Below are 21,665 nucleotides of genomic sequence, written 5' to 3'. Positions count from 1 at the left end.
ATGCCGCTCGTCTCGATCATCACACCGTCCTGGAACGTCGAAGGCCTGATCGAGGAGACGATCCGCTCGGTGCAGAGCCAGACATTCGCCGATTGGGAGCTCCTGATCGCCGACGACTGCTCCACCGACAGCACGCCGGCGATCATCGCTGACATCGGCGAGCGCGACCCGCGCGTCAAGCTGATCCGGATGCCGAAGAACGGCGGTCCGGCACTTGCGCGCCAGGCGTCGATCGACGCTGCGCAGGGCCGCTATCTCGCCTTCCTCGACAGCGACGATCTGTGGCTGCCCGAGAAGCTCGAGCGGCAGCTCGCCTTCGCGAAGGCGAACCAGGCCGCCCTCAGCTACACCGCCTTCCGCCGCATCAACGAGACCAACACAGTCACCGGGCGGCTGATCGAGGTGCCGGCCTCGCTGAGCTATCGGCAGCTCCTGAAGAACACCGCGATCGCGACGCTGACCGCGATGGTCGATCGCGATATCTCAGGTCCTGTTGTGATGAAGAACGAGGGCTACGACGATTTCTGCCTGTGGCTTTCGATCCTCGCGCGCGGCCACGTCGCATACGGCCTCAACGAGGACCTTGCGCGCTACCGCGTCAGGGGCTCCTCGGTCTCCAGCCGGCCGGCCCGCTCGGCCAAATGGGTCTGGCAGATCTACCGCAACGTCGAGCACCTCTCCCTGATCAGGTCGGCCTGGTGCTTTGCCCATTGGGGCGCGCGGGCCTGGCTGAAGCGGCGGGAATTCTAGCCGCCGCCCCCCCCTGTTCCCCCAAAAATATCGAAAACAACCCCATGCACAGTAGAGGTATCAAGATACCTCCGAGCAAGGCATTTGGCTATTGGCGAGTCCGGCGGTTGCCGATACCACTCAGCGCGCTCCTTCGCGGACAAATCTGGAACCGATCATGCCGTTTGAAAGCTACAAGAACAGCCGCATCCTCGTGACCGGAGGCGCCGGCTTCATCGGATCCCACCTTTGCGAGCGACTGCTCGATACCGGAGCCGAGGTGGTGTCCGTCGACAACTATTTCACCGGCAGCCGGCGGACCATTGCCCATCTGATCGCAAATCCGCTGTTCGAGGCGGTCCGGCACGACGTCACCTTCCCGCTCTACATTGAGGTCGACGCGATCTTCAACCTGGCCTGCCCGGCCTCGCCGATCCACTACCAGCGCGATCCCGTGCAGACCACCAAGACCTCGGTGCACGGCGCCATCAACATGCTGGGCCTCGCCAAACGGCTCAAGGCGCGGATCTTCCAAGCCTCCACCAGCGAGGTCTATGGCGATCCGCTGATCCATCCCCAGACCGAGGATTACTGGGGCAACGTCAACCCGATCGGCATCCGCTCCTGCTACGACGAAGGCAAGCGCTGCGCCGAGACGCTGTTCTTCGACTATTGGCGCCAGCACGGCCTGCCGATCAAGGTCGCGCGCATCTTCAATACCTACGGCCCGCGCATGCAGCCCAATGACGGCCGCGTGGTGTCGTCCTTCATCGTCCAGGCGCTGAAGGGCGAGCCGATCACCGTGTTCGGCGACGGCGGGCAGACCCGCTCGTTCTGCTATGTCGACGATCTCGTCGAGGCCTTCTTGCGGCTGATGGTGACGGGGGAAGACGTCACCGGCCCGATCAACCTCGGCAACAATTCCGAGTTCACCATCCGCGAGCTCGCCGAGAAGGTCATCGAGCTCACGGGGTCTCGCTCCAAGCTGGTGTTCAAGCCGCTGCCGCAGGACGACCCGCGACAGCGGCAGCCCGACCTCGCCAAGGCGAAGGCGTTGCTGAACTGGGAGCCGAAGGTCGCGCTCGAGGACGGCCTGAAGGAGACGATCGCCTATTTCAAGCGCTCGCTCGAAATCGCCTGATCCCGCTCGCAGCTTCCGTCGTCCGGCCGCGGCTCCTCTCCGCCGGGCTTGCTGGACGTGGGCATGCGGCTGGGGCCTAGGCTACCGGTTGGCGAGCGGATGCGGTTCAGCGCTTGTGTCGCGCCCGTCTTTTTGTGGCAGCCCGACCGCCCACCCCATCAATCCGAAGAGCAGCGCTGAGTTCGTCAGCGAACCAGTGATCAAGAACTCGATCCCGACGAATACCATGCCAGCAAACACAAAGAACGCGGTGGCATCAGAGCGCGCACGCTTTGCGGCCGATATCAGAGCCGCAATGAACAAAGCGACCAGAAGCACTGCTGCGGCAATACCAGCCTCGACTGCGGCCTGCAGCACGACATTGTGCGGCTCTGTCTTGTAGCAAGATTGCCTGGCGAACGTTCCTATACCCTGGCCGAGTGGCCCAGCCTTCGGCAACAGGTTCCAGGCTTCCTTCGCGAGTATGATTCGGACCGCGAAAGTATCCTCGGTATCGCAACTCACGACCGGCTTCTGCACGTTGTCCATGACAAGTCCGATGATCTTGCCGGACATTGCGGGACGGGCAGCCAAGCCCACGAGGATGGTCAGGCACACGACGCCAACGACCGCAAGCTGGCGCCGACCGCCTGTCCTCACCGTTGCGGCGAGCGTGAGAGCCAGGGCGATGAACGGGTGCCGCACCATTGCCGCGGCAAACACGAACGAAGGCAAGGCGATCAACGCGGCACTCACACGCCATTGAAAGGCCGGCAAGTTCATCGAAAGGAGGGCAAAGACCAGGAAGCACCATGTCAGGCAAAACACGGTCGGACCTTCGTGGAAGCCCAGAACCACCGGCTTGAACTCGCCGCTCTTGTCGTAGACGATTGCCCAGGCCGTCAGCAGAGTGCCGACCAAAACGATCGCTGCCGTGACGTAAGAGAAACGCGCGAGATCAAAACGACTCCCCACGGCCCGGAGCGCTGGATAGGAGGCCAGGGAAACGGCGAGGAGCACATAGTCGCGATCGTTCGCCGTTCTGCCGTTCACGACGACCGAAGCGACCATGAGCGCGACCAATGCGGCAAACAAGAAGTCAGCCCTTCGGAGCTGAAATTTTCTCGCTATGACGACGAGCGGCACGATCATCACGGCCGCCGTCACGGCTGGATGACTCTTCATGCCAGCCAAGCCGTACAAAAGGATAAGAACCGAGTTCGTTGAGATCCAAACCGCGATCGCCGCGTTCGTCAACCACGTCTTCGTCATCGGCTTGATCGCTGACGTCCGACCGCAGAGACGACCAACTCCGCTGCCCATGTGGCAGGTGCAAAAGGCCCAATGGCGTTGATGGAGATCATAGCTACAACTAGGCGATCGGTGGCTGGTTACTACCAGCACCTGCTATCATTGCGGCATTAGCTTGTAAATATCGTTGCCCGGCGCCAATTGAGCAAGCTCGGATCGTGCGGGTTCATCGAGCACCGAAGGGTCTGATCACTCCGATCAACCATGGTCCTGCGACCAAGCGCGATGAGCTTGGGATGAATCGTCGTCGCGAGGCACGGCAGGTCTAAAGCGCGATGAGATTTGGATGAATCATCATCGCGCTTTAGGTCGTTCTAGACGCATGATCTTTCCGGAAAACCGCTTCGCACTTTTCCGGATCATGCTTTAGCTGCCCCGTGACGCCATCACATCCCGGGTCAGTCGGACGAAATCCGCAACGAACGCCTCTACGCGCTGATCGAGGTTCGGCAGCAAGCTGCGGACGATCGTCGGCCCCGCCCCTTTCACGACCTGCGTCATTTGATCGGCCAGCGCCTCGGCGTCGTGGATGCCGAAATATCGCGCGCCCCCCTCGGTCTGTTCGCGATGGACATCGATGTCGGACAGGATCATCGGGACACCGAACGACTTCGCTTCTTCGACGGTCGTGCTCCACCCCTCGCACTCCGAAGGATTGATGAGAGCCATCGACGCGCGCAGGAGCGCATAGACGTGATCCAGCGGAATCATTCCGAGATGCCTGAAATTCGTCTCGAGACCGCGCGAGCTGACCTGGCCCATTGTTCTCTCGAAGAGATCGGGTTCACGGGCGTCCCGCGTGCTTCCGGATGCCGCGACGACGACGTCGAGCCCCCGGCCCTTCAGCAGATCGAGCGCATCCACCACGATCCGGTGGTTCTTGTGGCGCCAGAACTGGTTTGGCAGGTAGAAGTACCGGGGCGGAAGGTCATATTGCGCGATCACGTCGAGCGGCTTCGTGGCGAGCAAGCCGACCGGCGGCTCGGTCGCAAACCGAACGACTGAAACGCCGTTCGAGATGCCGGGATAGAACCTTTTGAGATCGCCGAGCGCGCTGGTGCTGCTCACCATGATGTGCCGGCCGGACGCGATCTGAGCCCGAAAGCCGAGATCACGCCGCCAATACGCGCTCCTGGAGAAGAGATGCGGCAGCAGGCGATGCTGGAAATCCGGAAACCACGCGATCGCCGGAAACGGCAGGCGCCAGCCGAAGAAGCGGGCGGACTCGAACACAATGTCGATCCCACGCGCGCGAAATTCAGCCAGTGCCGGTCCGTCGCGTCCGAGCGCGAGCGCACCGAGGAGTTCTGACCCGGTGCGATCGAACGCAGGCGATTGAACGACCTCGACGGCCGGGATGCCGGCAAGCGCCGCAATCTCCTCGGGATCGTCCTTCGTTCCGGCGAACAACACCGGCGCGACCGTTCCCGGACTGTACCGGTGCAGGACCGCGAACAGATTGCGTTGATAGTTGTGGCCGCCAGCCCACAGGCGGCGTGGAATGTTGATGAACGCAATCCGCAGCGGCGCGCGCTCAGGCACGGGCCAGGCTCCTGAACCATTCGACATAGTCGGCAAGACCGCGTTCCAGCGGAAGGCGCCAATCGAAATTTATGTCGCGCAAGTACCGGTCATCAGCGAGCAGGCTCACCGGGTCGCCCGGCCGCGCCACGCCGGAATAACGCACGACGGTGCTGCTTCCCCAATTCCGGATCAAGCCGCCGGCAATGTCCGCCACGCTCGTGCCACGCCCCGAGCCGCCATTGATCAGCCGAAAATTATCCTGGCTTAGGTCCTCCGCGACGCGCACCAGCAAGCGGACGACATCGCGAACGTCGGTCCAGTCCCTGATCTCGGCTCCGGTCCCTCCCAGCTCGAGAGACCGCTCCTCGCGGCTCAGCCGCGAGCAGATGTCCCAGAGAAGCTGCTTGCGAAGGTTCGGACCGTAGACCGAGAACAATCTCACGACGGCGCAGCGAAGACCGAAGCTCTGGGCATAGCTCCGGCACAGCTGCTCCATCATCATCTTGTGATGGCCATAGGGCGACATCGGCGCCAGCGCCGCGCTTTCGGCAATCGGCCCGGCATGGTCCGCGCCGTAGACCGCTGCGCTCGACGCAACGACCAGCTGGCACTCGGGCGCAAAGCTTCGAAGCCAGTCGAGCAGGCGCGCCGTGCTGGTCACGGTTCGCGAAAAGTCCTCGAACGGGCGCGCGATCGAAGGCCCGACGGCCGATCCGCCGGCGAGATGGAAGACCTGTGACGGCAGTCCGTGCATGGCGGCGAGCGCGTTCAGGTTCTCCGCATCGACCTCGCCATTGATCCATGTCTGCAAGCCGAGAGCGCGTGCATCGACCGGATCGAGCGCACCGTGACCGACGCCATGAACTGTGCGCCCGGCGCCTGCCAGCTCGTGCACGAGATGGCGGCCGATGAATCCGTTCGCACCGGTGACCCATGCGGACATGATGCTACCTTGAGTCCTGCCGACGAGACGCTCGCCTGGCGAGCAGGCACGATTCCATCGATGCTGTCATACGCACCCCCTCATCGCTCATCCGGCGACAATTCCCTGACAATGGTCGCAGGATTGCCCGCAACGATCGAATAGGCCGGAACATCCTTGGTGACTACGGCGCCCGCGGCGACAATCCCACCCTCACCAATGGTCACACCCCGCATGACCATGGCGCAAGCACCGATCCACGCATCATCGCAAATCTTGATCGGACGGTCATCGAGCGAAAGCTGCCTTGGGTGACCGGTGGAGAAAATCTGCTTCACCTGTTCGTGCCGCTCGGAAGCACGGATGGGATGCGAGAGATTGTCGAAGATGTTGACAGAATGCGAAATCAGGACACGATTCCCGATGTCGATCGACGCGCCTGACCAGATACGCGTGCCTTCCCCGACATAGCACCACTCTCCGATATTGATCTGACCGCCGTGACCGAGGATCATCAGTTCACCCCTGATGTGAGAATGGCTGCCAATGACAATCCTCTCGCTATTGCCAAGCGCATTCTTGATCCGCGCGCTATGGGCCAGGTATGCACCTCGGTCCAGGCGGCAAGTCGCCCGCCCAATCAGACGCTGGACAATAAGGTGCAAATTGAAGCCATCGACGGCACGTGCGCACCAACGCACCAGCGTGGAAAGGCTGGACATCAGAGCACCCTGTCACGTAGCGAAATCCAATGCGCTCGGATTTTCAATTGAACACCTCCAACGGAGCAGGCTGCGCGATCAAAGGCGCCCGACGACCTCGCCGAACAGTTTCCACTGCATGTCTTTACTGTAGATGTCGCGGATGCGGGCCCGACCTAGCGCTGCGATCTCGGCCGCCCTGGGCCAGTCCTGCAGACTCCGTGAGATCACGTCAACGGCCTGCTCCGGAGTATCGTAAGTCTCGATCGTGATCCCGGCCTGCATGCCGTCGATATATCTTCCGGCGTCGGACACGAGCAATGCACCGCACCCCATCGACTCGAAGCAGCGCATATTACCGCGATCTTCGCCCGCCATGTCGATCGAGCCATTGAGCGCGATCTTGGACGAGCCGATCAGCTCGTAGAGATCTCTCCCGAATACCGGCGGCCGAGCGATAGCTGCGATGGCATCGGGACGTCGGTGCTGTCGCAGGGGCAGCAATCGTCCGATTGCGCTCTCGGCGAGCTTGGTCAGCCGCGATGCGTCAAGACAAAGGACGACATCATGGCTGTCGGCCAGGCGCGCGACGCGCTCGAGCGTCTTTGCACGCCCGCGATGATGCCGTGAATACCCACCGACGAAGACGACGTCGATCGGACGTTCTCCGTGGCCATACTCGTCCATCACCGGATCATGCGCCGGATAGAAGAACTCGGCCCGGCATCCCTGGCGGCGCCACATGTCGAGCATAGAAGGAAAATTTGCGAGCACGGCGGCATAGGCCGTGAAATCGGCGTTTCCAGACGGCGCGGCACGCCAGCACAGCGCCTTCTTCACGCAGCCCGGCAGCTTGGCAACGAAGGCGCTCGGGTAGCGCACGGGATCGAGATTGTAGAACACCTCGGTGGCGTGGTGCTCGATCTGTGCGAGGAGGATGGCCTCGAGCGTCGGCTCCCCCTTCATGCCCTGCTCGCGCGCCCATTGGCGCTGCAGGATCTCGTCGTCCCCGTTGGTGAAGAATGCCTCCGGCGATCCATCGAGCACCGGTTGAAGGAAATGCGAGGCACCGAAACGGTCGTGCAGAAACACCCCGCGTCGCGCTTCGAAGCTAACGGCCTTTGCCGCGAGCTGGTTCAAGCGCGGCAGGTAGGATGGATAGAAACAGCTATTTTGGAACAGACGCATGATTTACGCGTACCTCGCCAACATCCATTTCATGTTCAGATACGGCCAGATCCGCCCGACCGCCTCCCAGTCCCAGGACTTCGACGCCGTCAAGCGGCTGACCATCGTGCGCAGGGCCGCCTCGTCCACCAGTTCGGTAAACGCCGGCACCTTGCGGTCGAGCAGGTCGGCCGTCCAGCCGGCCAGCGGTCCGTTCAACCATTCCGGCATCGGCGAGTTGAAGCCGACCTTGCGACGCGCGGTGCGGATCGACTCCGGCATCAGGTTGGCCATCGCCCGCCGGGCGACCGCCTTGGTATAGCCGTCCGACGACTTGCTGCTTTCGGGAAGCGCCATCGTGTAAGTCACCAGGCGCCAATCCATGAAAGGCATCCGGATTTCGACGCCATGCGCCATCGAGAGACGGTCGAAGTTGCGCAGGATGGTGGGCAGCACCGTGCTGTGAAACATGCGGTAGAGGCGCTTGTTCAGGCCGCCCCATTCGGACGGCAGCACGTCGTCCTCCGCAGTCAGCGGGAGCTGCGCGGGAAGATCGCGCAGACCGCCGCGCAGATAATACACCCCCTGACGCTTGAGGGCCAAAGCACGCAGGACATCCACGCCGCGCCGGGCCCGCGCCGAGCGCGAGGCAAGGTCTTCGGCTGCGTTCCGAATTCGAAATGAGAGCGCCTGTCCCTGCTGCAAATAGCCGCCCATCAACTCGTCCGCGCCGTGGCCGTCGAGCGAGACGGTCACGTTTTGCCGTCTCAACTGCCGATAGATCAACCACATCGCGCTGGGCAGCGCGATATAGACGTCGTCGAGATCGTCGAGAATCTGGTCGAGGTCCGTGAGCGCATCGGCCTGCCCGATTTCGAGGAAGGTCGGCGCGACCTCGGCCCAGGCGGCGGCCTCCTCGGCCATCGGCCGCTCGTCGTTCAAGGCGCCGGGGAACGTCGCGACAAAGGCATGGCGCCATGCGGTGCTGTCGCGTGGCCCCAAGCCCGCCTTCTCATGCGCGGCCATGGTGCAGATCACCGCCGATGAATCGAAGCCTCCGGACAGGCACGTTCCGATCGGCACATCGCTGCGCATGCGCAGGGCCACGGCATCCTGGAACAGCTCGCGAAAGTGCGCCACGCGTTCGGCTTCGGTGGCCGGCACGGCCGGCAGATGATCCACGGTCCGCCACCAACGCCTGACGCTGACCTTGCCCTGGCGCAGCCACATGCAGTGGCCGCCCTGCAGGCGGCGAACCTGCCGAAACAAGGTCCGCTCGCTTCCTTCGATCCCGAAGGCATCGAGCAGCAGCCGGCGCGCGACCTCCACATCGATGGACGCATCGATCAGTCCGCTGCGCACCAGCGCCCGCTGCTCGGACGCGAAGACGAACCGTTCCGGCGACGCGGCATAGAGCAGCGGCTTGATGCCGAAGCGATCGCGCGCAAGAAACAGTTCCCCAGTGCTGGTGTCGAAGATCGCCAGGGCCCACATGCCGTTGAAGCGGGGCAGCATGTCTTCGCGCCAAGCCTGCCAGGCAGCCAGGATCACTTCGGTATCGGATTGGCTGCGGAACACCGCGCCCTGCGCCTCGAGCTCGCGACGCAGCTCGAGGAAGTTGTAGATCTCGCCATTGAACACGATCACGTGGCGACCGTCCGCAGACAGCATCGGCTGATGGCCGCCCTCGCCGGGATCGATGATCGCCAGGCGGCGGTGGCCGAATGCGAGGCTTCGGTCTGCGCTGAACCAGGTCCCCTGGCCGAACGGACCACGATGCGCGATCAGGCCGGTCAGGCGCGAGATGTCGTCCGGCTCGACCGCGTTGCCGCGCAGATTCACGATGCCTGCTATTCCGCACATGTTCTAGACGGCCTTGAGGGGCAAGAAGCGAGTGACGATCGAACGAATATCCTGCCGGCATACCCTTCGATACGGGCCCAATTGCGAGGCGGCGACCGCGACGGCGAAGATGACCGCGGCGGTCAGCGAGGAGACGGCTCCCACCAACCACCAGGACGGCGCCAGCTGGAGTGACGCGCGGTCGAGACCGTATCGCACGGCCAGCGCCGTCGCGATCCCGACGCCAAGCGGCATCAGCACGCAATGCACGACGCGCAACCACATGCCGGCAAGGTTGAAACTGCGGCGCATCAGGAAGACGATGGTCACCAGCTGCGCGACCATGCCGACGCATGTGCTCCAGCCCGCGGCATGCCATCCGAAGCGTGGCAATGCGATCGCGCTGGCAACCAGCGTGGCGACACCCGTGATCAACGCGATGAGCGCGTTGGAGCGCGACCGCCCCTGTGCCAGCAGGTAGAAGCCGAAGACGTTCGCGCTCGATCCGAGGATGCCGGCAATCGACAGCACGACGAGCACCCGCGCAGCCTCGGCCGCAACCTCCGCCCCGGTCCAGACATGCAGCAGAGGACCCGCCACCGGGATCAATGCGCCCAGCGCACTTGCGGCCAGGACATTCAGGATCCACGACGATCGGAACAGCAGATCGACCTTGCGATCCTCGCTCTCCCTTTGCAGCGTGCTGAAGAATGGAAACAGGATCTCGCCGACCTTCAGGATGCCGATATAGGTCGCCTCCTGCAGGCGCTGCGCAACGCCATAGAATCCGACAAACTGCGGTTGCAACAGCGCGCCAAGCAGGTACCGATCGGCCTGCCCCGCAAGCAGCGCGCCGCCCTGCGCGGCAGCCTGCCAACCGCCGAACCGAACCAGCCGGCCGAACGCCTCGCGATGCAACGCCGGCGGCGCCAGCCATTTGCGCATCGCGCCGCTGGACCAGGCCAGGGCCATCAGCAGGCCGGTCGCAAACCCCAGCGTCTGGCAACCCAGGAAAGTGGATGCGTGCGGCGCGGCGGGGATCAGGAGGAGCATCGAAAGAGTCGAGACCGCGGTGCTGACAATGCCGATCGAGGCGATCCGGCGATAGTCCTGCCGCGCTGTGAACAACGACACGAAGACCGCCGAGACGCACTGGCACAGCCAGCCGATGCCGGCCAGCGCGAAGGCGAGGCCAAGGTCCTCGGCGGCCGGACCGGCCAGATGGAATCCGAAGCGCGCAAGCGGGGCCCCGGCCACCAGAAAGAAAATGGTGATCGGCCCGCCCGCGCCGACCGCAAGCAGCACCGCCGTCGCGAACAGGCGCCGCGCATCTTCGAGATCGGACGGCTCCAGTCGCTGCGCGAGCTCGCGCGCCGTCGACAGCCCGAGCGCGTTGCTGAACACCAGCGCCGGCGCAACGCAGGCGGTGACGAGACCCGCAACGCCGAATGCGGGGAGGCCCAGACGGATGACCACGAAGGGCAGGATGGCCAGGTTCAGCACCACGGCCACCAGGAAGGCCATCGCATTCCACGCGGAGTTCCCCAGCAGATCGGGCGGACTTCTTCTCAACGTCATGCCAGCCACCCGGCCCTCACCTCACCAAGCCTCCGCCGCCTCGCCGATCAGGGTTCCCCCCAGGGCATCGCGAATTCGGGCTAGCAGGCAGTACGGGGAATGTCGATAGCCGACGGGGTTAGCTGCCGCCCGGCTCCGCCAGCCCCCTCTTTAACGCCTTTCAGGCCAACCCGCGGCTTGCTGGGACAGATAAGGGACGGTGTGGCAATCCCGGGGAGGCGCGCTCAGAGGCCGTCCGGCCCGCCGTGCGGCGTCGAATGCGGCACGAAGGGGAAGAACGACGGACCGGCAGGACCGGCCACGTCAGCCAAGCAGGAAGCCGCTGCCGTGCAGATTGTGCAGGAAATCGATCACGATTTCGATCGCGGCCGCATCGTGGCCGCCCGCCAGTTCAGCGACCGTCCCGTGCTCCGACGTGGTCTGGGCATTGGCTGGCGCGGGCATGGGGTCCGGCGGCTCAGAGGGGGCGGACAGCGCGGTGTCACCCCCGAAGGCGAAGTTATCACCGGAGGTCGCTGCAGTCGCGAGCGGCGCTGCGCCCACGGCGCCGTCACCATTGAGGTCCTGGTGGAGCGTCGGCTCCAGCGCCTTCAGAGTCGGGTCAGTCCCCAGCACTTCAGGAGCCGCGGCGAGCGTCGTCACGAAGTTGCCGGTGCTGTCCGTGCTCCAGACGGAGTAATGTCCGTCCGCCGAATTCTTCCAGACCACGTCGTAGCCGCCGCCCGACACCTGCTCGGCACCGATGACCGACCACGTGGTGTAATTGGCCGTATTCACGACATTGCCTGCATATTTCAGCGTGGGCCCGGTGCCGGTCGAAATGTTGGTCAGGTAGTAGTTGCCACCGGACACCACCAGGCTGGTCGATCCGAGCGCTTCGATCGTGACGGGGCTGGCGACCGGGACGCCAATCGTGCCGTCGCCGTTGAGATCCTGCTGGAGCGTCGGCTCCAGTGCCTGAAGAGACGGATCGGTGCCCAGCACTTCGGGGGCCGCGGCGAGTGTCGTCACGAAGTTGCCGTTGCTGTCCGTGCTCCAGACGGAGTAATGCCCGTTCGCTGAATTCTTCCAGACCACGTCGTAGCCGCCGCCCGACACCTGCTCGGCACCGATGACCGACCACGTGGTGTAATTGGCCGTGTTCACGGCATTGCCCGCATATTTCAGCGTAGGCCCGGTGCCGGTCGAGATGTTGTCCAGGTAATAGTTGCCGCCAGACTGGACCAGGCTGGTCGATCCGAGCGCTTCGATCGTGACGCCGCTGGCGACCGGGACGACGGGGACCCCGGTCGTACCGTCGCCGTTGAGGTCCTGGTGGAGCGTCGGCTCCAGCGCCTGCAGGGACGCGTCGGTGCCCAGCACTTCAGGTGCCGCGGCGAGCGTCGTCACGAAGTTGCCGTTGCTGTCCGTGCTCCAGACGGAGTAATGCCCGTTCGCTGAATTCTTCCAGACCACGTCGTAGCCGCCGCCCGACACCTGCTCGGCGCCGATGACCGACCACGTGGTGTAATTGGCCGCGTTCACGGCATTGCCTGCGTATTTCAGAGTGGGCCCGGTGCTGGTCGAGATGCTGGTCAGGAAGTAATTGCCACCCGACAGCACCAGGCTGGTCGATCCGAACGCCTCGATCGTGACGCCGCTGACGACCGGTGCGCCAATCGTGCCATCGCCGTTGAGGTCCTGGTGGAGCGTCGGCTCCAGCGCCTGCAAAGACGCATCGGTGCCCAGCACTTCAGGGGCCGCGGCGAGCGTCGTCACGAAATTGCCGGTGCTGTCCGTGCTCCAGACCGAGTAATGTCCGTCCGCTGAATTCTTCCACACGACGTCGTAGCCACCACCCGACACCTGCTCGGCGGCGATGACCGACCACGTGGTGTAATTGGCCGTATTCACGGCACTACCTGCATATTTCAGCACAGGCCCGGTGCCGGTCGAGATGCTGTTCAGGTAATAGTTGCCGCCGGACTGGACCAGGCTGGTCGATCCGAATGACTCGATCACCGTGGTCACCAGAGTGGAGCTGGCGACCGTGACGCCGGCAAACTGGAAATATTCGACCCCGGTGACGGTATCGGTACCGTCGGGCGACCCGCTGCGCTGGTCGATCAGGGTGAATGTCTGGGTGGTCGCGTTGTAGGTGATCGCGTAGCTGGTCCGGCTGCCCGAATACACCGCCGTGTCGGAGCCGGCACCGCCGACAATGGTGTCGTTGCCACCGCCGCCGGTGATGGTGTCGTTGCCGCCACCGCCGTTCAGCACGTTGGCGATGGCATTGCCCAGGATCGTGTCGTTGCCGGAGCCGCCGGTGGCGTTGTCGATGTAGGAGCGCGCGTCGCCGTTGTAGAGATAGGCGTTGTAGACGTTGCCCGACGCGTAATGGCCATTGCCGAGATTGGCCAGCTGCACGGTGGAGAACACCGACGAGGCGCCCGGATTGAGATTGATGCTCAGGTTCGTGGTGTAGTTCGACAGGTCGTAGGTATCGACGCCGCCGCCGTCCCAGACCGTCTCGTAGATGCGGTTGGCCGAACCGCCGGCGCCGCCGCCGTCCGCTAGCTGCCCGACGCCGTTGATGAACTCCTGCCCCGTCGTGGCGCTCCAGGTGTAGACCGTATTGCTGCTCTGGGTCGTGAAGTTCGCGCCATACATCGTCTGGAGCGCGAGGATATCGTTGGCCATGTAGGTCTGCGGATATCCGTACGACTCGTTGGTGTAGCCGCTGGTCGTCGAAGCACCGACATAGCTGCGATAGCTCATGACGGTGTATTCGCTGTCGTCATGCGCGCTCGGCACCGCGACGTTGGCGACGCCGCCCGTTTCCTGGCTGTGCTTGAGGCCAAGGGCGTGTCCGAGCTCGTGCAGCGCGGTCGTGAAATAGTAATTGCCGAGCGCGGCGAGCGAGTAATTGTACTGGGTCCCGAACCAGATATCGCCGCCGGAGGCGTAGTTGCCGGGGTAGTAGGCGTAGGAGGTCGGATTGGCCGCCGGCGACTGCGCGATCATGATGTCGGCGCCGTTGGTCCCCGCGTACTGGATGGTGGCGTTGGTGTAGCCGAGGATCAGCCCGATCGCGTAGTTGATCGCCGCCTGCATCTGGGTGGGCGCCGAGGCAAAGCCCGATGTCGTCGGCTCGCTGCTGCCGCCGGTGTACGGATTGGCGTAGTCACTGGACGAATCCGGGAAACTATAGGTGATCGTGCCGGACCATTTGACGCCCGACAGCAGGCCGTCGATGTCGGCGTTGTTGGTCTTGGTGACCGTGACCGCGGTGGCCAAAGCGAAACTCCGAAGCAGCAGGCCCCATCGATTCGGGGCGGTAACAGATGATTCTAGCTAGAGAGTTGAACGTTTGGTTTAAATTGGGCGAGATCTGATGGACCTCTTCCATAACGCCCTGTTAGCCATCAAATCCGTAGTCACACGGAGCGAGGATAAGCATGCCGGTTCCGGCAACGGCGCGATTTGGAACCATGAAACGATGTCGCATCGTGGCCGGTCTGTTGGGCGCCCTGATGGCATTCGCGGGGCCGGATCATTCAACTTTCGGAGGACTGCCTGCCATGGCCAATGCGGACGAACCCGGCAAGGCCGGGCGCGCCACCACCATGCCGATGGCCCGCGATCCTTCCGCTGCGGTCGCCGAGGAGTACCAAGCCGCCCGCCGGCAGGGCACGCGGGAGGCGCTGGAGCTCTTCATCGCCCGTCACGGCGACGATCCGCTGGCCGAGCAGGCGCGCGCCGAGTTGAAGCGCCTGCCGCGCTGATCCCTTCTGCGCGCCGCAACGCCGGGTATTGCATTTCGACAGGCGGCATCCGCGTCGGCTCAGGGTTGCCGCAGGGTCTATCGGCACTATGGTGGGGCCCGCAATCTGTCCCGGAGCCCTTCAAGATGCCCTTTCCGCATGCCTCGGAAGCCCTGTCGCGCTTCACCGTGCTCGACCTGACCCGCGTCCGCTCCGGGCCGACCTGCGTGCGACAACTCGCCGACTGGGGCGCCAATGTCGTCAAGATCGATGCGCTGACCGAGGATGCCGGCGGCGAGCAGCCGGGCGGCCCGCGGCGGGGTTCCGACTTCCAGAATTTGCACCGCAACAAGCGGGCGATGACGCTGAACCTGAAGGACGAGCGCGGGCTCGCCGTGTTCAAGCGCCTCGCCGCCAGGGCCGACGTCGTGGTCGAGAATTTCCGTCCCGACGTGAAGAAGAAGCTCGGCATCGACTATGAGAGCCTCGCAAAGATCAATCCGCGGATCGTCTATGGCAGCATCTCCGGCTTCGGCCAGGACGGCCCCTATCACAAGCGGCCGGGCTTCGATCAGATCGCGCAGGGCATGGGCGGGCTGATGTCGATCACCGGTGCGCCGGGCGAAGGCCCGATGCGGGTCGGCATTCCCGTCGCCGACCTCACGGCGGGCCTGTTCTGCGCCATGGGCATCCTCACCGCGCTGCTCGAGCGCGAGGTCTCAGGCAAGGGACAGTGGGTGCAGACCTCGCTGCTCCAGGCTCAGATCTTCATGCTCGACTTCCAGGCCGCGCGCTGGCTGATGGAGAAGGAAGTCGCCAAGCAGGCGGGCAACAACCACCCGACCAGCATCCCGACCGGGGTGTTCAAGACCTCGGACGGTTACATCAACATCGCCACGACGGGCGGACGGATCTGGGAGCGCTGCGCGCAGGCGATCGGCGCGCCGGAGCTCTACAGTCATCCCGACTACACGACGGCCCCCGCCCGCTCCAAGAACCGCGACGTGCTCAATGCCGAGATCGAGAAGCGCACCGTGACGAAATCGACCGAGACCTGGGTCCGCGAGCTCAACGAGGCCGGCGTGCCCTGCGGGCCGATCTACGCGATCGACCAGATGTTCGAGGATGCCCAGGTCAAGCATCTCGGCATCGCGCAGGACGTACCGAACGACGAGGACCGCCACATCCGCCTGGTCGGCCAGCCCGTGACGCTGTCGCGCACGCCGAGCAGGATGATGGCGCGGCCGCCGGAATTCGGCGAGCAGACCGACGAGGTCCTGAAGGAATTCGGCCTCAGTGCGGACGAGATTGCCACGCTCAGGGACGCCAAGGTGGTGTGAGCATCTGGCTTGACGTTGCCAACGAAAAAGCCCGGCGCTCACGCCGGGCTTTTTGATGTGGTGAGCTACCGCTCAGGTCCCGCCGAAGCGGTAGTTGACGCCGAAGCGCAGGACGTTGTCGGTGATGTGCGAACGATAGCCGACGACCAGCGGCGCGCCGCTGAGCGCGATCACGGGCGTCGCGAGAGAGCCCGATACCGTTCCGAGATCGACATAGAGATATTCGAGCCGGGCGCTCCAATTGTCGGCGAAGGCGCCTTCGATGCCGGCGCCCGCGCTCCAGCCGACCTTCGTCGTGCTGCTGCTGAAGCTCGCCGCAACCGGCGTGAACGCGAGGTTGTCGCCGGAGCCCGGTGAGCCCGTGACATTGATCGCGCTCACGCTGCCCGAGGTGGAGACGCGGCCATAGGCGAGACCGCCGGTGCCGTAGAACAGCATGCGCGGCGTCGCGGCGATGCCGAGACGGCCGCGGACAGTGCCGAACCAGTCGCGCTTCTGAGCGAGATTGAACGTCACCGGCAACGCGGGATCAAACGTGTTGTCGCCGCGATGGCCCGGCGTGCAGATGCCGTCCTGCAAACCATCCGGGGCGCCGGCGCACAGTGCGTCGAAGCGGCCCTTCCGGCCACTGCCCTGGAAATCGGCTTCAACGCCGAACACGACCATCTCGTGCTGCCAGTTGTAGCCGATCTGACCGCCACCGGTGACGCCGTTCAGATCGAATGTGCCAGCGCTCGAGCCCAGCGGCGCGCCGCCCCTGCTGTCGATGAAATCCACTGTCGTGGCCGAGCGGCCCCAGCCGTAGCCGATATTGAGGCCGGCATAAAAGCCGCTCCAATTGTAAGTGGGATCGACGGCCACCGGCGGCGCCTTGGTGTAGATGTGCGGCACCGCCAGATCAGCGGCGAAGGCCGACGGTGCGAGCAGCACTCCGATCGCAGCGGCAACCAGCGAAGTTCGTGTCATCAGTCTTCCCTCGACAAACGGCATTGCCTGTTCGCCTGCTCGCAAGATGCGCGGGCGATTCAGTGCCGGGACCCTAGGGAAGAGCGCATCGCTCCGCGTCCTGCGAACGAAGGTCAGTCGTTCGCAGGACGTCTGCCGCCGACCTCGTGCGGAAGGCATGCGCGCGCAATCGGAGCGATCTCGAAAGCGCTGCTATTTCAGTGCGGTTTGATGGTCGGGATGAATTCTGCGGACTGGTGCGATGGCATCGGAAGACGCTCGATGCGAACCGGTTTTGCGGGCCCCATCCATGCAGATCAGGCGTTGGATGTGGCGCGACCGCAACAAATTCAATCGCACTGTCCGATCATCGGCGCTGCCCATTTTCAGGAATCAGGACAGAAACGACAAAGCCCGGCGCGAGGCCGGGCTTTGCTTCTTGTTGACGCCTTTGTTGATCTCAGTACTTGGCGACCACCGGGCCGGCGAACTGGTAGTTGATGCCGGCGCGCAGTATGTGGTCGGTGAAGTGCGACGAGACGTTGGCGCTGATCGGCAAAGCGGGCGACAGCGTGAACGGGCCGGAGGAGAAGCGTCCGAGATCCATGTAGAGGTACTCGAGCTTGGCGCTCCAGTTCTGGGTGATCTTGCCCTCGACGCCCGCACCAGCGGTCCAGCCGACGCGCGTGGTCGAGCTCGAGCCCACCGATGCGATCGGGCCGAAGGGCGCGACAAGGCTGAAGCTGGACAGCGTGCCCGTGGTCTTGATCTCGCCGAAGGCCAGACCGCCGGTGCCGTAGAACAGCACCTTCGGGGTCGCCAGGATGCCGACGCGGCCGCGCACCGTGCCGAACCACTCAAGCTTCTGGTCGACCGTCAAGGTCGTGCCCGCCAGACCGCCGGGGGGAAGGAATGTAAAAGTAGGAAGGCAGGGGCCGCCGGCAGGAGCAGTGCCGACGCAGCTATAGCCGGCGCGGCCCTTCTCACCCGACCATTGCAGGTCGCCCTCGATGCCGAACACCCAGTTGGTGCTCTGCCAGTTGTAGCCGGCCTGGCCACCCGCGATGCCGCCGTTCATGTCGAACGAGGCGTTGGTGATGGAGCCGGCGGGAGGCACGATCCCAAGACCGGTGACCGGATTGAAATAGGAGACATCGGTGCTCGAACGACCCCAGCTATAGCCGGCGTTGGCGCCGACGTAGAAACCGGTCCAGCTCCAGACCGGATCGACCATCACCGGCGCCTTGACATAGGGCCTTGCCGCGAGATCAGCAGCCATTGCACCCGTCGCGAACAGCGACATCGCCGCCGCCATTCCAATCACAATCCGCTTCATGGCAATCCCCTCCGCACAAATTTGTGATCAAGATATACGCCACCGCCTCCCCAAGGGCTGTGCCGCGGCTGCAACATTCAGAAACAATCGAGCCAGAGGTAGCAACCGGATCAAAACACCACCGAAAAGATATCTATTTGATTCCAAACGGCTTTGTTCTGTGACGCTAGTGTGATGTCGTCCCAGTCCGCTGCGTCAGTCCGACGCGGCCCAGCAAACCGTCGATGACCGGCCAAAACAGCAGCGCGATCGCCAGCGTCGTGATCGAGCCGACCAGCCCATTCGACCAGAACACCCCGAGGTTTCCGCCGGACCCGATCATCGACAGGCGGAAGGCATCCTCGGCGCGGTTGCCAAGCACGAGCGCCAGGGTGAAGGGCGCAAGCGGAATGCCGATCTTCTTGAAGACGTAGCCGACGACACCGAAGCCGAGCATCAGCCAGATGTCGAACATCGCGTTCTGGATCGCATAGGCACCGATCGCGCAGGACACCACGATCATCGGCGCCACCGCGGCGAACGGCACGCGCAGGATCGAGGCGAAGATCGGCACGGTCGTCAGCACCAGCACGAGGCCGACGACATTGCCGAGATACATCGAGGCGATCAGGCCCCAGACGAAGTCCTTGTGCTCGACGAACAGCAACGGACCCGGATTGAGGCCCCACACCATCAGGCCGCCGAGCAGGATCGCCGCGGTGCCCGAGCCGGGAATGCCGAGCGCCAGCATCGGCAGCAGCGCCGAGGTGCCGGAGGCATGCGCGGCCGTCTCGGGTGCGAATACGCCCTCGATGCGGCCCTTGCCGAAGCTTTCGGAATCCTTGGCGAAGCGCTTTGCGAGGTTGTAGCCCATGAAGGAGGCCGCGATCGCGCCGCCCGGCGTGATGCCGAGCCAGCAGCCGATGAAGGACGAGCGCAGCAGCGTCACCCAGTATTTCGGCAGGTCCTTCCAGACGCCGAGCACGACGCGCAGCGAAATGCTCGCCGCGTGTCCGCGCAGCGCCAGCCGCTCCTCCATCGTCAGCAGGATCTCGCTGATGCCGAACAGGCCGATGACGGCGACGAGGAAGTTGATGCCGCGGAGCAGTTCGGCCGAGCCGAAGGTCATGCGCAGATTGCCCGATACGGTGTCCATGCCGATTCCGGCGAGCAGCAGCCCCAGCGACATCGAGATGACGGTCTTGTGCTTGGCCTCGCGGCCGAGGCCGACGAAGGAGCAGAACGTCAGCAGATACACCGCGAAGAACTCGGGCGGCCCGAACTTCAGGGCAAAGGACGAGATCATCGGCGCGAGGAAAGTGATCAGCAGCACCGCGACCAGCGAGCCGATGAAGGAGGACGTGAACGCCGCGGTCAGCGCCTCCGCCGCCCTGCCCTGCTGCGCCATTGGATAGCCGTCGAACGTGGTTGCAACCGACCAGGCTTCGCCCGGGATGTTGAACAGGATCGAGGTGATGGCGCCGCCGAACAGCGCGCCCCAATAGATGCAGGACAGCATCACGATCGCCGAAGTCGGATCCATCGTGAAGGTGAGCGGCAGCAGGATGGCAACGCCGTTGGGACCGCCCAGCCCGGGCAGCACGCCGACGAAGATGCCGAGCACAAGCCCGACCATCATCAGCACGAGCGTCTTCCACGTCAGCAGGACGGCAAAGCCGTGAAGCAGGAGACCGAGAGCTTCCATCGTTCGCCCGCCCTAGTGGCCGAAGGCCGCTTCGAGCGGTCCCTTCGGCATGATGACGTCGAAGGCGATGTCGAAGGTGACGAACATGATCGCCGTGAACACAACAGCGGTGAGCAGCGACTTCCACAGCGCGATCTTGCCGACGAGGCGCATGAAGCCTGCAATCAGGAGGAAGCTCGCGACATAGAGGCCGAGGAACTGCATCACCAGGCAGAACAGCAGTGTCGGCACGAACACCGCCATCACGCGGCGGGCTTGTGCGCGGGTGACGAAGCTTTCTGATGCCGCGCGCCGCGCCAGGAGCGCTGCGGCCAGACCATAGAGGCTACCGCCGCCCAGGATAACGGACAGATAGAACGGGAAATAGCCGGGCTCCGGCCCGGTTGCGTCCCAGGACGCACCGGTGCGCCAATTGTCGTAGCCGAGCGTGACGGCGAGCGCGAGCAACAGGAGACAGACGAATATCTCGATCGTGCCGGATGAGACGATCGAAGGCGAATCGTCTTCGGGCGCGGTCGGATCGTCGACGACGATTTCAAGATCGGTTTGGGACATGAGCTGCCAAATCAAATTGCGCCGTCATCATCCGCCTAGGGCGCAATTGCGCACGGGGGCGGATGATCCAGTGCGCCGTGCAGAAGCCGTCGTTCGTCGAGCTCTGTGCAATACTGGATGCCCCGCCTTCGCGGGGCATGACGTGGAGGATGTGACTACTTCGCGACGAACCCGGCTTCCGTCATCAGCGACTTGTTGATGGCATCGTCCTCCTCGAGGAATTGCACCATGTCCTTGCCGGTGAGGAAGATCGGCTTCAACGCCTGCTTTTCCATGTAGTCCTTGTATTCGGAGGTCTGCGTCACCTTGTGAAACAGATCGACATAGAACGCCTGCTGCTCCGGCGTGACCTTGCCGGGCAGGAACATCGCGCGCAACATCAGGTACTGGACGTCGACGCCCTCTTCCTTGCAGGTCGGGATGTCGGCCCAGGACTGCGTGTCCGTCACCTTGCTGGTGTAGGAGATGCGCTCCTTGTCGAACACGCAGAGCGGCCGCACCTGGCCCGCGCGCCAGACTTCGAGATTTTCGGAGGGGTTGTTGACGTTGGATTCGGTGTGGTTGCCGACGAGCTGGGTCGCCGCCTCGCCGCCGGACTTGTAGGGCAGATAGGAAAACTTCGCGCCGGTCTTCTGCTCGAGGAAAACGGTCAGCACGTGGTCCTCGCGCTTGGAGCCGGTGCCGCCCATCTTGAACGGCGAGCTCGAAGCCTTCGCGGCCGCGACGAATTCCTTCACCGTCTTCGGTCCCGCACTGTTGTCCCACAGCACGAACTGGTCGAGCGCGATCACCGAGACCGGGGTCAGTTCGCGCCAGTTGAACGGGATCTTCGCCGACAGCGGCAGCATGTAGATCAGCGAATAGGCGATCAGCACCTTGTTCGGATCACCCTCGCTGGACTTCATGTACATCAGCGCTTCCGCGCCCGACGCGCCGCCCTTGAGCGAGACGACTATCGGCTGCTTCATCAGATTGTTCTTCTGGATCGCGGCCTGCATCATCCGCGCCATCTGGTCGGAGGCGCCGCCCGCACCGGCCGCCACCACGATCTCGACAGGTTTGGTGGGCTCCCAGCCGGCAAAAGCCGGCATGCTCAACAACAAGGCCGTCGCAGCTCCGACGGCTTTCACTGGAATTCGCACGAGTTTCGTCCCCTGGTTATTATTGG

At 63.9% G+C, this 21,665-nt stretch carries 17 protein-coding genes; 4 read left to right on the top strand and 13 right to left on the bottom strand.

Annotated features, from left to right (window positions below; translation table 11 throughout):
• Together RAD15_RS12530 and RAD15_RS12525 are read left to right on the top strand one after the other, a co-directional pair.
• On the top strand, nucleotides 1-750 hold the full coding sequence (locus tag RAD15_RS12530) for a glycosyltransferase family 2 protein (RefSeq protein WP_458177744.1): 750 nt from the start codon (nucleotides 1-3) through the stop codon (nucleotides 748-750).
• A gap of 157 nt (nucleotides 751-907) precedes the next feature.
• Nucleotides 908-1,870 (top strand): UDP-glucuronic acid decarboxylase family protein, encoded by a 963-nt coding sequence (locus tag RAD15_RS12525; RefSeq protein WP_458177742.1) that lies wholly within the window; start codon nucleotides 908-910, stop codon nucleotides 1,868-1,870.
• 81 nt (nucleotides 1,871-1,951) lie between these two features.
• Here RAD15_RS12525 and RAD15_RS12520 read toward each other — a convergent pair whose 3' ends face one another.
• The 8 genes from RAD15_RS12520 to RAD15_RS12485 all read right to left on the bottom strand — a co-directional run bounded on the left by RAD15_RS12520 (nucleotide 1,952) and on the right by RAD15_RS12485 (nucleotide 14,170).
• On the bottom strand, nucleotides 1,952-3,121 hold the full coding sequence (locus tag RAD15_RS12520; protein ID WP_458177740.1) for a hypothetical protein: 1,170 nt from the start codon (nucleotides 3,119-3,121) through the stop codon (nucleotides 1,952-1,954).
• Between the two features lie 405 nt (nucleotides 3,122-3,526).
• Complete coding sequence (locus RAD15_RS12515) at nucleotides 3,527-4,702, bottom strand: glycosyltransferase family 4 protein (RefSeq protein ID WP_458177738.1); 1,176 nt, start codon at nucleotides 4,700-4,702, stop codon at nucleotides 3,527-3,529.
• Nucleotides 4,695-5,627, bottom strand: a complete 933-nt coding sequence (locus tag RAD15_RS12510; protein WP_458177736.1) for an NAD-dependent epimerase/dehydratase family protein — start codon at nucleotides 5,625-5,627, stop codon at nucleotides 4,695-4,697. Before RAD15_RS12510 ends, RAD15_RS12515 begins: the two co-directional genes overlap by 8 nt.
• A gap of 80 nt (nucleotides 5,628-5,707) precedes the next feature.
• Nucleotides 5,708-6,328, bottom strand: a complete 621-nt coding sequence (locus tag RAD15_RS12505; RefSeq protein WP_458177734.1) for an acyltransferase — start codon at nucleotides 6,326-6,328, stop codon at nucleotides 5,708-5,710.
• Nucleotides 6,329-6,406: 78 nt separating this feature from the next.
• On the bottom strand, nucleotides 6,407-7,495 hold the full coding sequence (locus RAD15_RS12500) for a glycosyltransferase family protein (protein WP_458177732.1): 1,089 nt from the start codon (nucleotides 7,493-7,495) through the stop codon (nucleotides 6,407-6,409).
• Nucleotides 7,496-7,498: 3 nt separating this feature from the next.
• A complete protein-coding gene (gene asnB, locus RAD15_RS12495; protein ID WP_458177730.1) occupies nucleotides 7,499-9,337 on the bottom strand; it encodes an asparagine synthase (glutamine-hydrolyzing) in 1,839 nt (612 codons plus the stop codon).
• A 3-nt stretch (nucleotides 9,338-9,340) separates the two neighbouring features.
• On the bottom strand, nucleotides 9,341-10,894 hold the full coding sequence (locus RAD15_RS12490; RefSeq protein WP_458177728.1) for a lipopolysaccharide biosynthesis protein: 1,554 nt from the start codon (nucleotides 10,892-10,894) through the stop codon (nucleotides 9,341-9,343).
• Nucleotides 10,895-11,197: 303 nt separating this feature from the next.
• Nucleotides 11,198-14,170, bottom strand: coding sequence for a M10 family metallopeptidase C-terminal domain-containing protein (locus RAD15_RS12485; RefSeq protein WP_458177726.1), 2,973 nt, complete (start codon nucleotides 14,168-14,170; stop codon nucleotides 11,198-11,200).
• A gap of 194 nt (nucleotides 14,171-14,364) precedes the next feature.
• On the opposite strand from RAD15_RS12485, the gene RAD15_RS12480 reads away from it, so the two are divergent.
• Both RAD15_RS12480 and RAD15_RS12475 read left to right on the top strand, forming a co-directional pair.
• The gene (locus RAD15_RS12480; RefSeq protein WP_458177724.1) at nucleotides 14,365-14,658 is read left to right on the top strand and encodes a hypothetical protein; all 294 of its coding nucleotides are present in this window, start codon (nucleotides 14,365-14,367) and stop codon (nucleotides 14,656-14,658) included.
• Nucleotides 14,659-14,783: 125 nt separating this feature from the next.
• Entirely contained in the window at nucleotides 14,784-15,977 is a 1,194-nt protein-coding gene (locus RAD15_RS12475; RefSeq protein ID WP_458177722.1) for a CaiB/BaiF CoA transferase family protein, read from the top strand.
• 72 nt (nucleotides 15,978-16,049) lie between these two features.
• Here RAD15_RS12475 and RAD15_RS12470 read toward each other — a convergent pair whose 3' ends face one another.
• The 5 genes from RAD15_RS12470 to RAD15_RS12450 all read right to left on the bottom strand — a co-directional run bounded on the left by RAD15_RS12470 (nucleotide 16,050) and on the right by RAD15_RS12450 (nucleotide 21,588).
• Entirely contained in the window at nucleotides 16,050-16,943 is an 894-nt protein-coding gene (locus RAD15_RS12470; protein WP_458177720.1) for an outer membrane protein, read from the bottom strand.
• Between the two features lie 439 nt (nucleotides 16,944-17,382).
• Nucleotides 17,383-18,258 carry an outer membrane protein gene (locus RAD15_RS12465; protein WP_458177718.1) on the bottom strand — a complete coding sequence of 292 codons (876 nt, stop codon included), beginning with the start codon at nucleotides 18,256-18,258 and terminating at the stop codon, nucleotides 17,383-17,385.
• A gap of 166 nt (nucleotides 18,259-18,424) precedes the next feature.
• The gene (locus RAD15_RS12460; RefSeq protein WP_458177716.1) at nucleotides 18,425-19,942 is read right to left on the bottom strand and encodes a tripartite tricarboxylate transporter permease; all 1,518 of its coding nucleotides are present in this window, start codon (nucleotides 19,940-19,942) and stop codon (nucleotides 18,425-18,427) included.
• A 12-nt stretch (nucleotides 19,943-19,954) separates the two neighbouring features.
• Nucleotides 19,955-20,497, bottom strand: a complete 543-nt coding sequence (locus RAD15_RS12455) for a tripartite tricarboxylate transporter TctB family protein (protein WP_458177714.1) — start codon at nucleotides 20,495-20,497, stop codon at nucleotides 19,955-19,957.
• Between the two features lie 155 nt (nucleotides 20,498-20,652).
• A complete protein-coding gene (locus RAD15_RS12450) occupies nucleotides 20,653-21,588 on the bottom strand; it encodes a Bug family tripartite tricarboxylate transporter substrate binding protein (RefSeq protein WP_458178008.1) in 936 nt (311 codons plus the stop codon).
• Between the last annotated feature and the right edge of the window lie 77 nt (nucleotides 21,589-21,665).

The organism is Bradyrhizobium sp. 14AA, from assembly GCF_054185205.1.
Note: the sequence above shows the minus strand (reverse complement) of the source record. Positions and strands in the feature narration are given on the sequence as shown.

Bases quoted from the DNA above. Each gene is read 5' to 3' on its own strand.
- RAD15_RS12530 (WP_458177744.1), top strand. From the start codon at position 1: ATGCCGCTCGTCTCGATCATCACACCGTCCTGGAACGTCGAAGGCCTG.
- RAD15_RS12525 (WP_458177742.1), top strand. From the start codon at position 908: ATGCCGTTTGAAAGCTACAAGAACAGCCGCATCCTCGTGACCGGAGGC.
- RAD15_RS12520 (WP_458177740.1), bottom strand. From the start codon at position 3,121: ATGACGAAGACGTGGTTGACGAACGCGGCGATCGCGGTTTGGATCTCA.
- RAD15_RS12510 (WP_458177736.1), bottom strand. From the start codon at position 5,627: ATGTCCGCATGGGTCACCGGTGCGAACGGATTCATCGGCCGCCATCTC.
- RAD15_RS12505 (WP_458177734.1), bottom strand. From the start codon at position 6,328: ATGTCCAGCCTTTCCACGCTGGTGCGTTGGTGCGCACGTGCCGTCGAT.
- RAD15_RS12500 (WP_458177732.1), bottom strand. From the start codon at position 7,495: ATGCGTCTGTTCCAAAATAGCTGTTTCTATCCATCCTACCTGCCGCGC.
- asnB (WP_458177730.1), bottom strand. From the start codon at position 9,337: ATGTGCGGAATAGCAGGCATCGTGAATCTGCGCGGCAACGCGGTCGAG.
- RAD15_RS12490 (WP_458177728.1), bottom strand. From the start codon at position 10,894: ATGACGTTGAGAAGAAGTCCGCCCGATCTGCTGGGGAACTCCGCGTGG.
- RAD15_RS12480 (WP_458177724.1), top strand. From the start codon at position 14,365: ATGAAACGATGTCGCATCGTGGCCGGTCTGTTGGGCGCCCTGATGGCA.
- RAD15_RS12475 (WP_458177722.1), top strand. From the start codon at position 14,784: ATGCCCTTTCCGCATGCCTCGGAAGCCCTGTCGCGCTTCACCGTGCTC.
- RAD15_RS12470 (WP_458177720.1), bottom strand. From the start codon at position 16,943: ATGACACGAACTTCGCTGGTTGCCGCTGCGATCGGAGTGCTGCTCGCA.
- RAD15_RS12465 (WP_458177718.1), bottom strand. From the start codon at position 18,258: ATGAAGCGGATTGTGATTGGAATGGCGGCGGCGATGTCGCTGTTCGCG.
- RAD15_RS12460 (WP_458177716.1), bottom strand. From the start codon at position 19,942: ATGGAAGCTCTCGGTCTCCTGCTTCACGGCTTTGCCGTCCTGCTGACG.
- RAD15_RS12455 (WP_458177714.1), bottom strand. From the start codon at position 20,497: ATGTCCCAAACCGATCTTGAAATCGTCGTCGACGATCCGACCGCGCCC.
- RAD15_RS12450 (WP_458178008.1), bottom strand. From the start codon at position 21,588: ATGCCGGCTTTTGCCGGCTGGGAGCCCACCAAACCTGTCGAGATCGTG.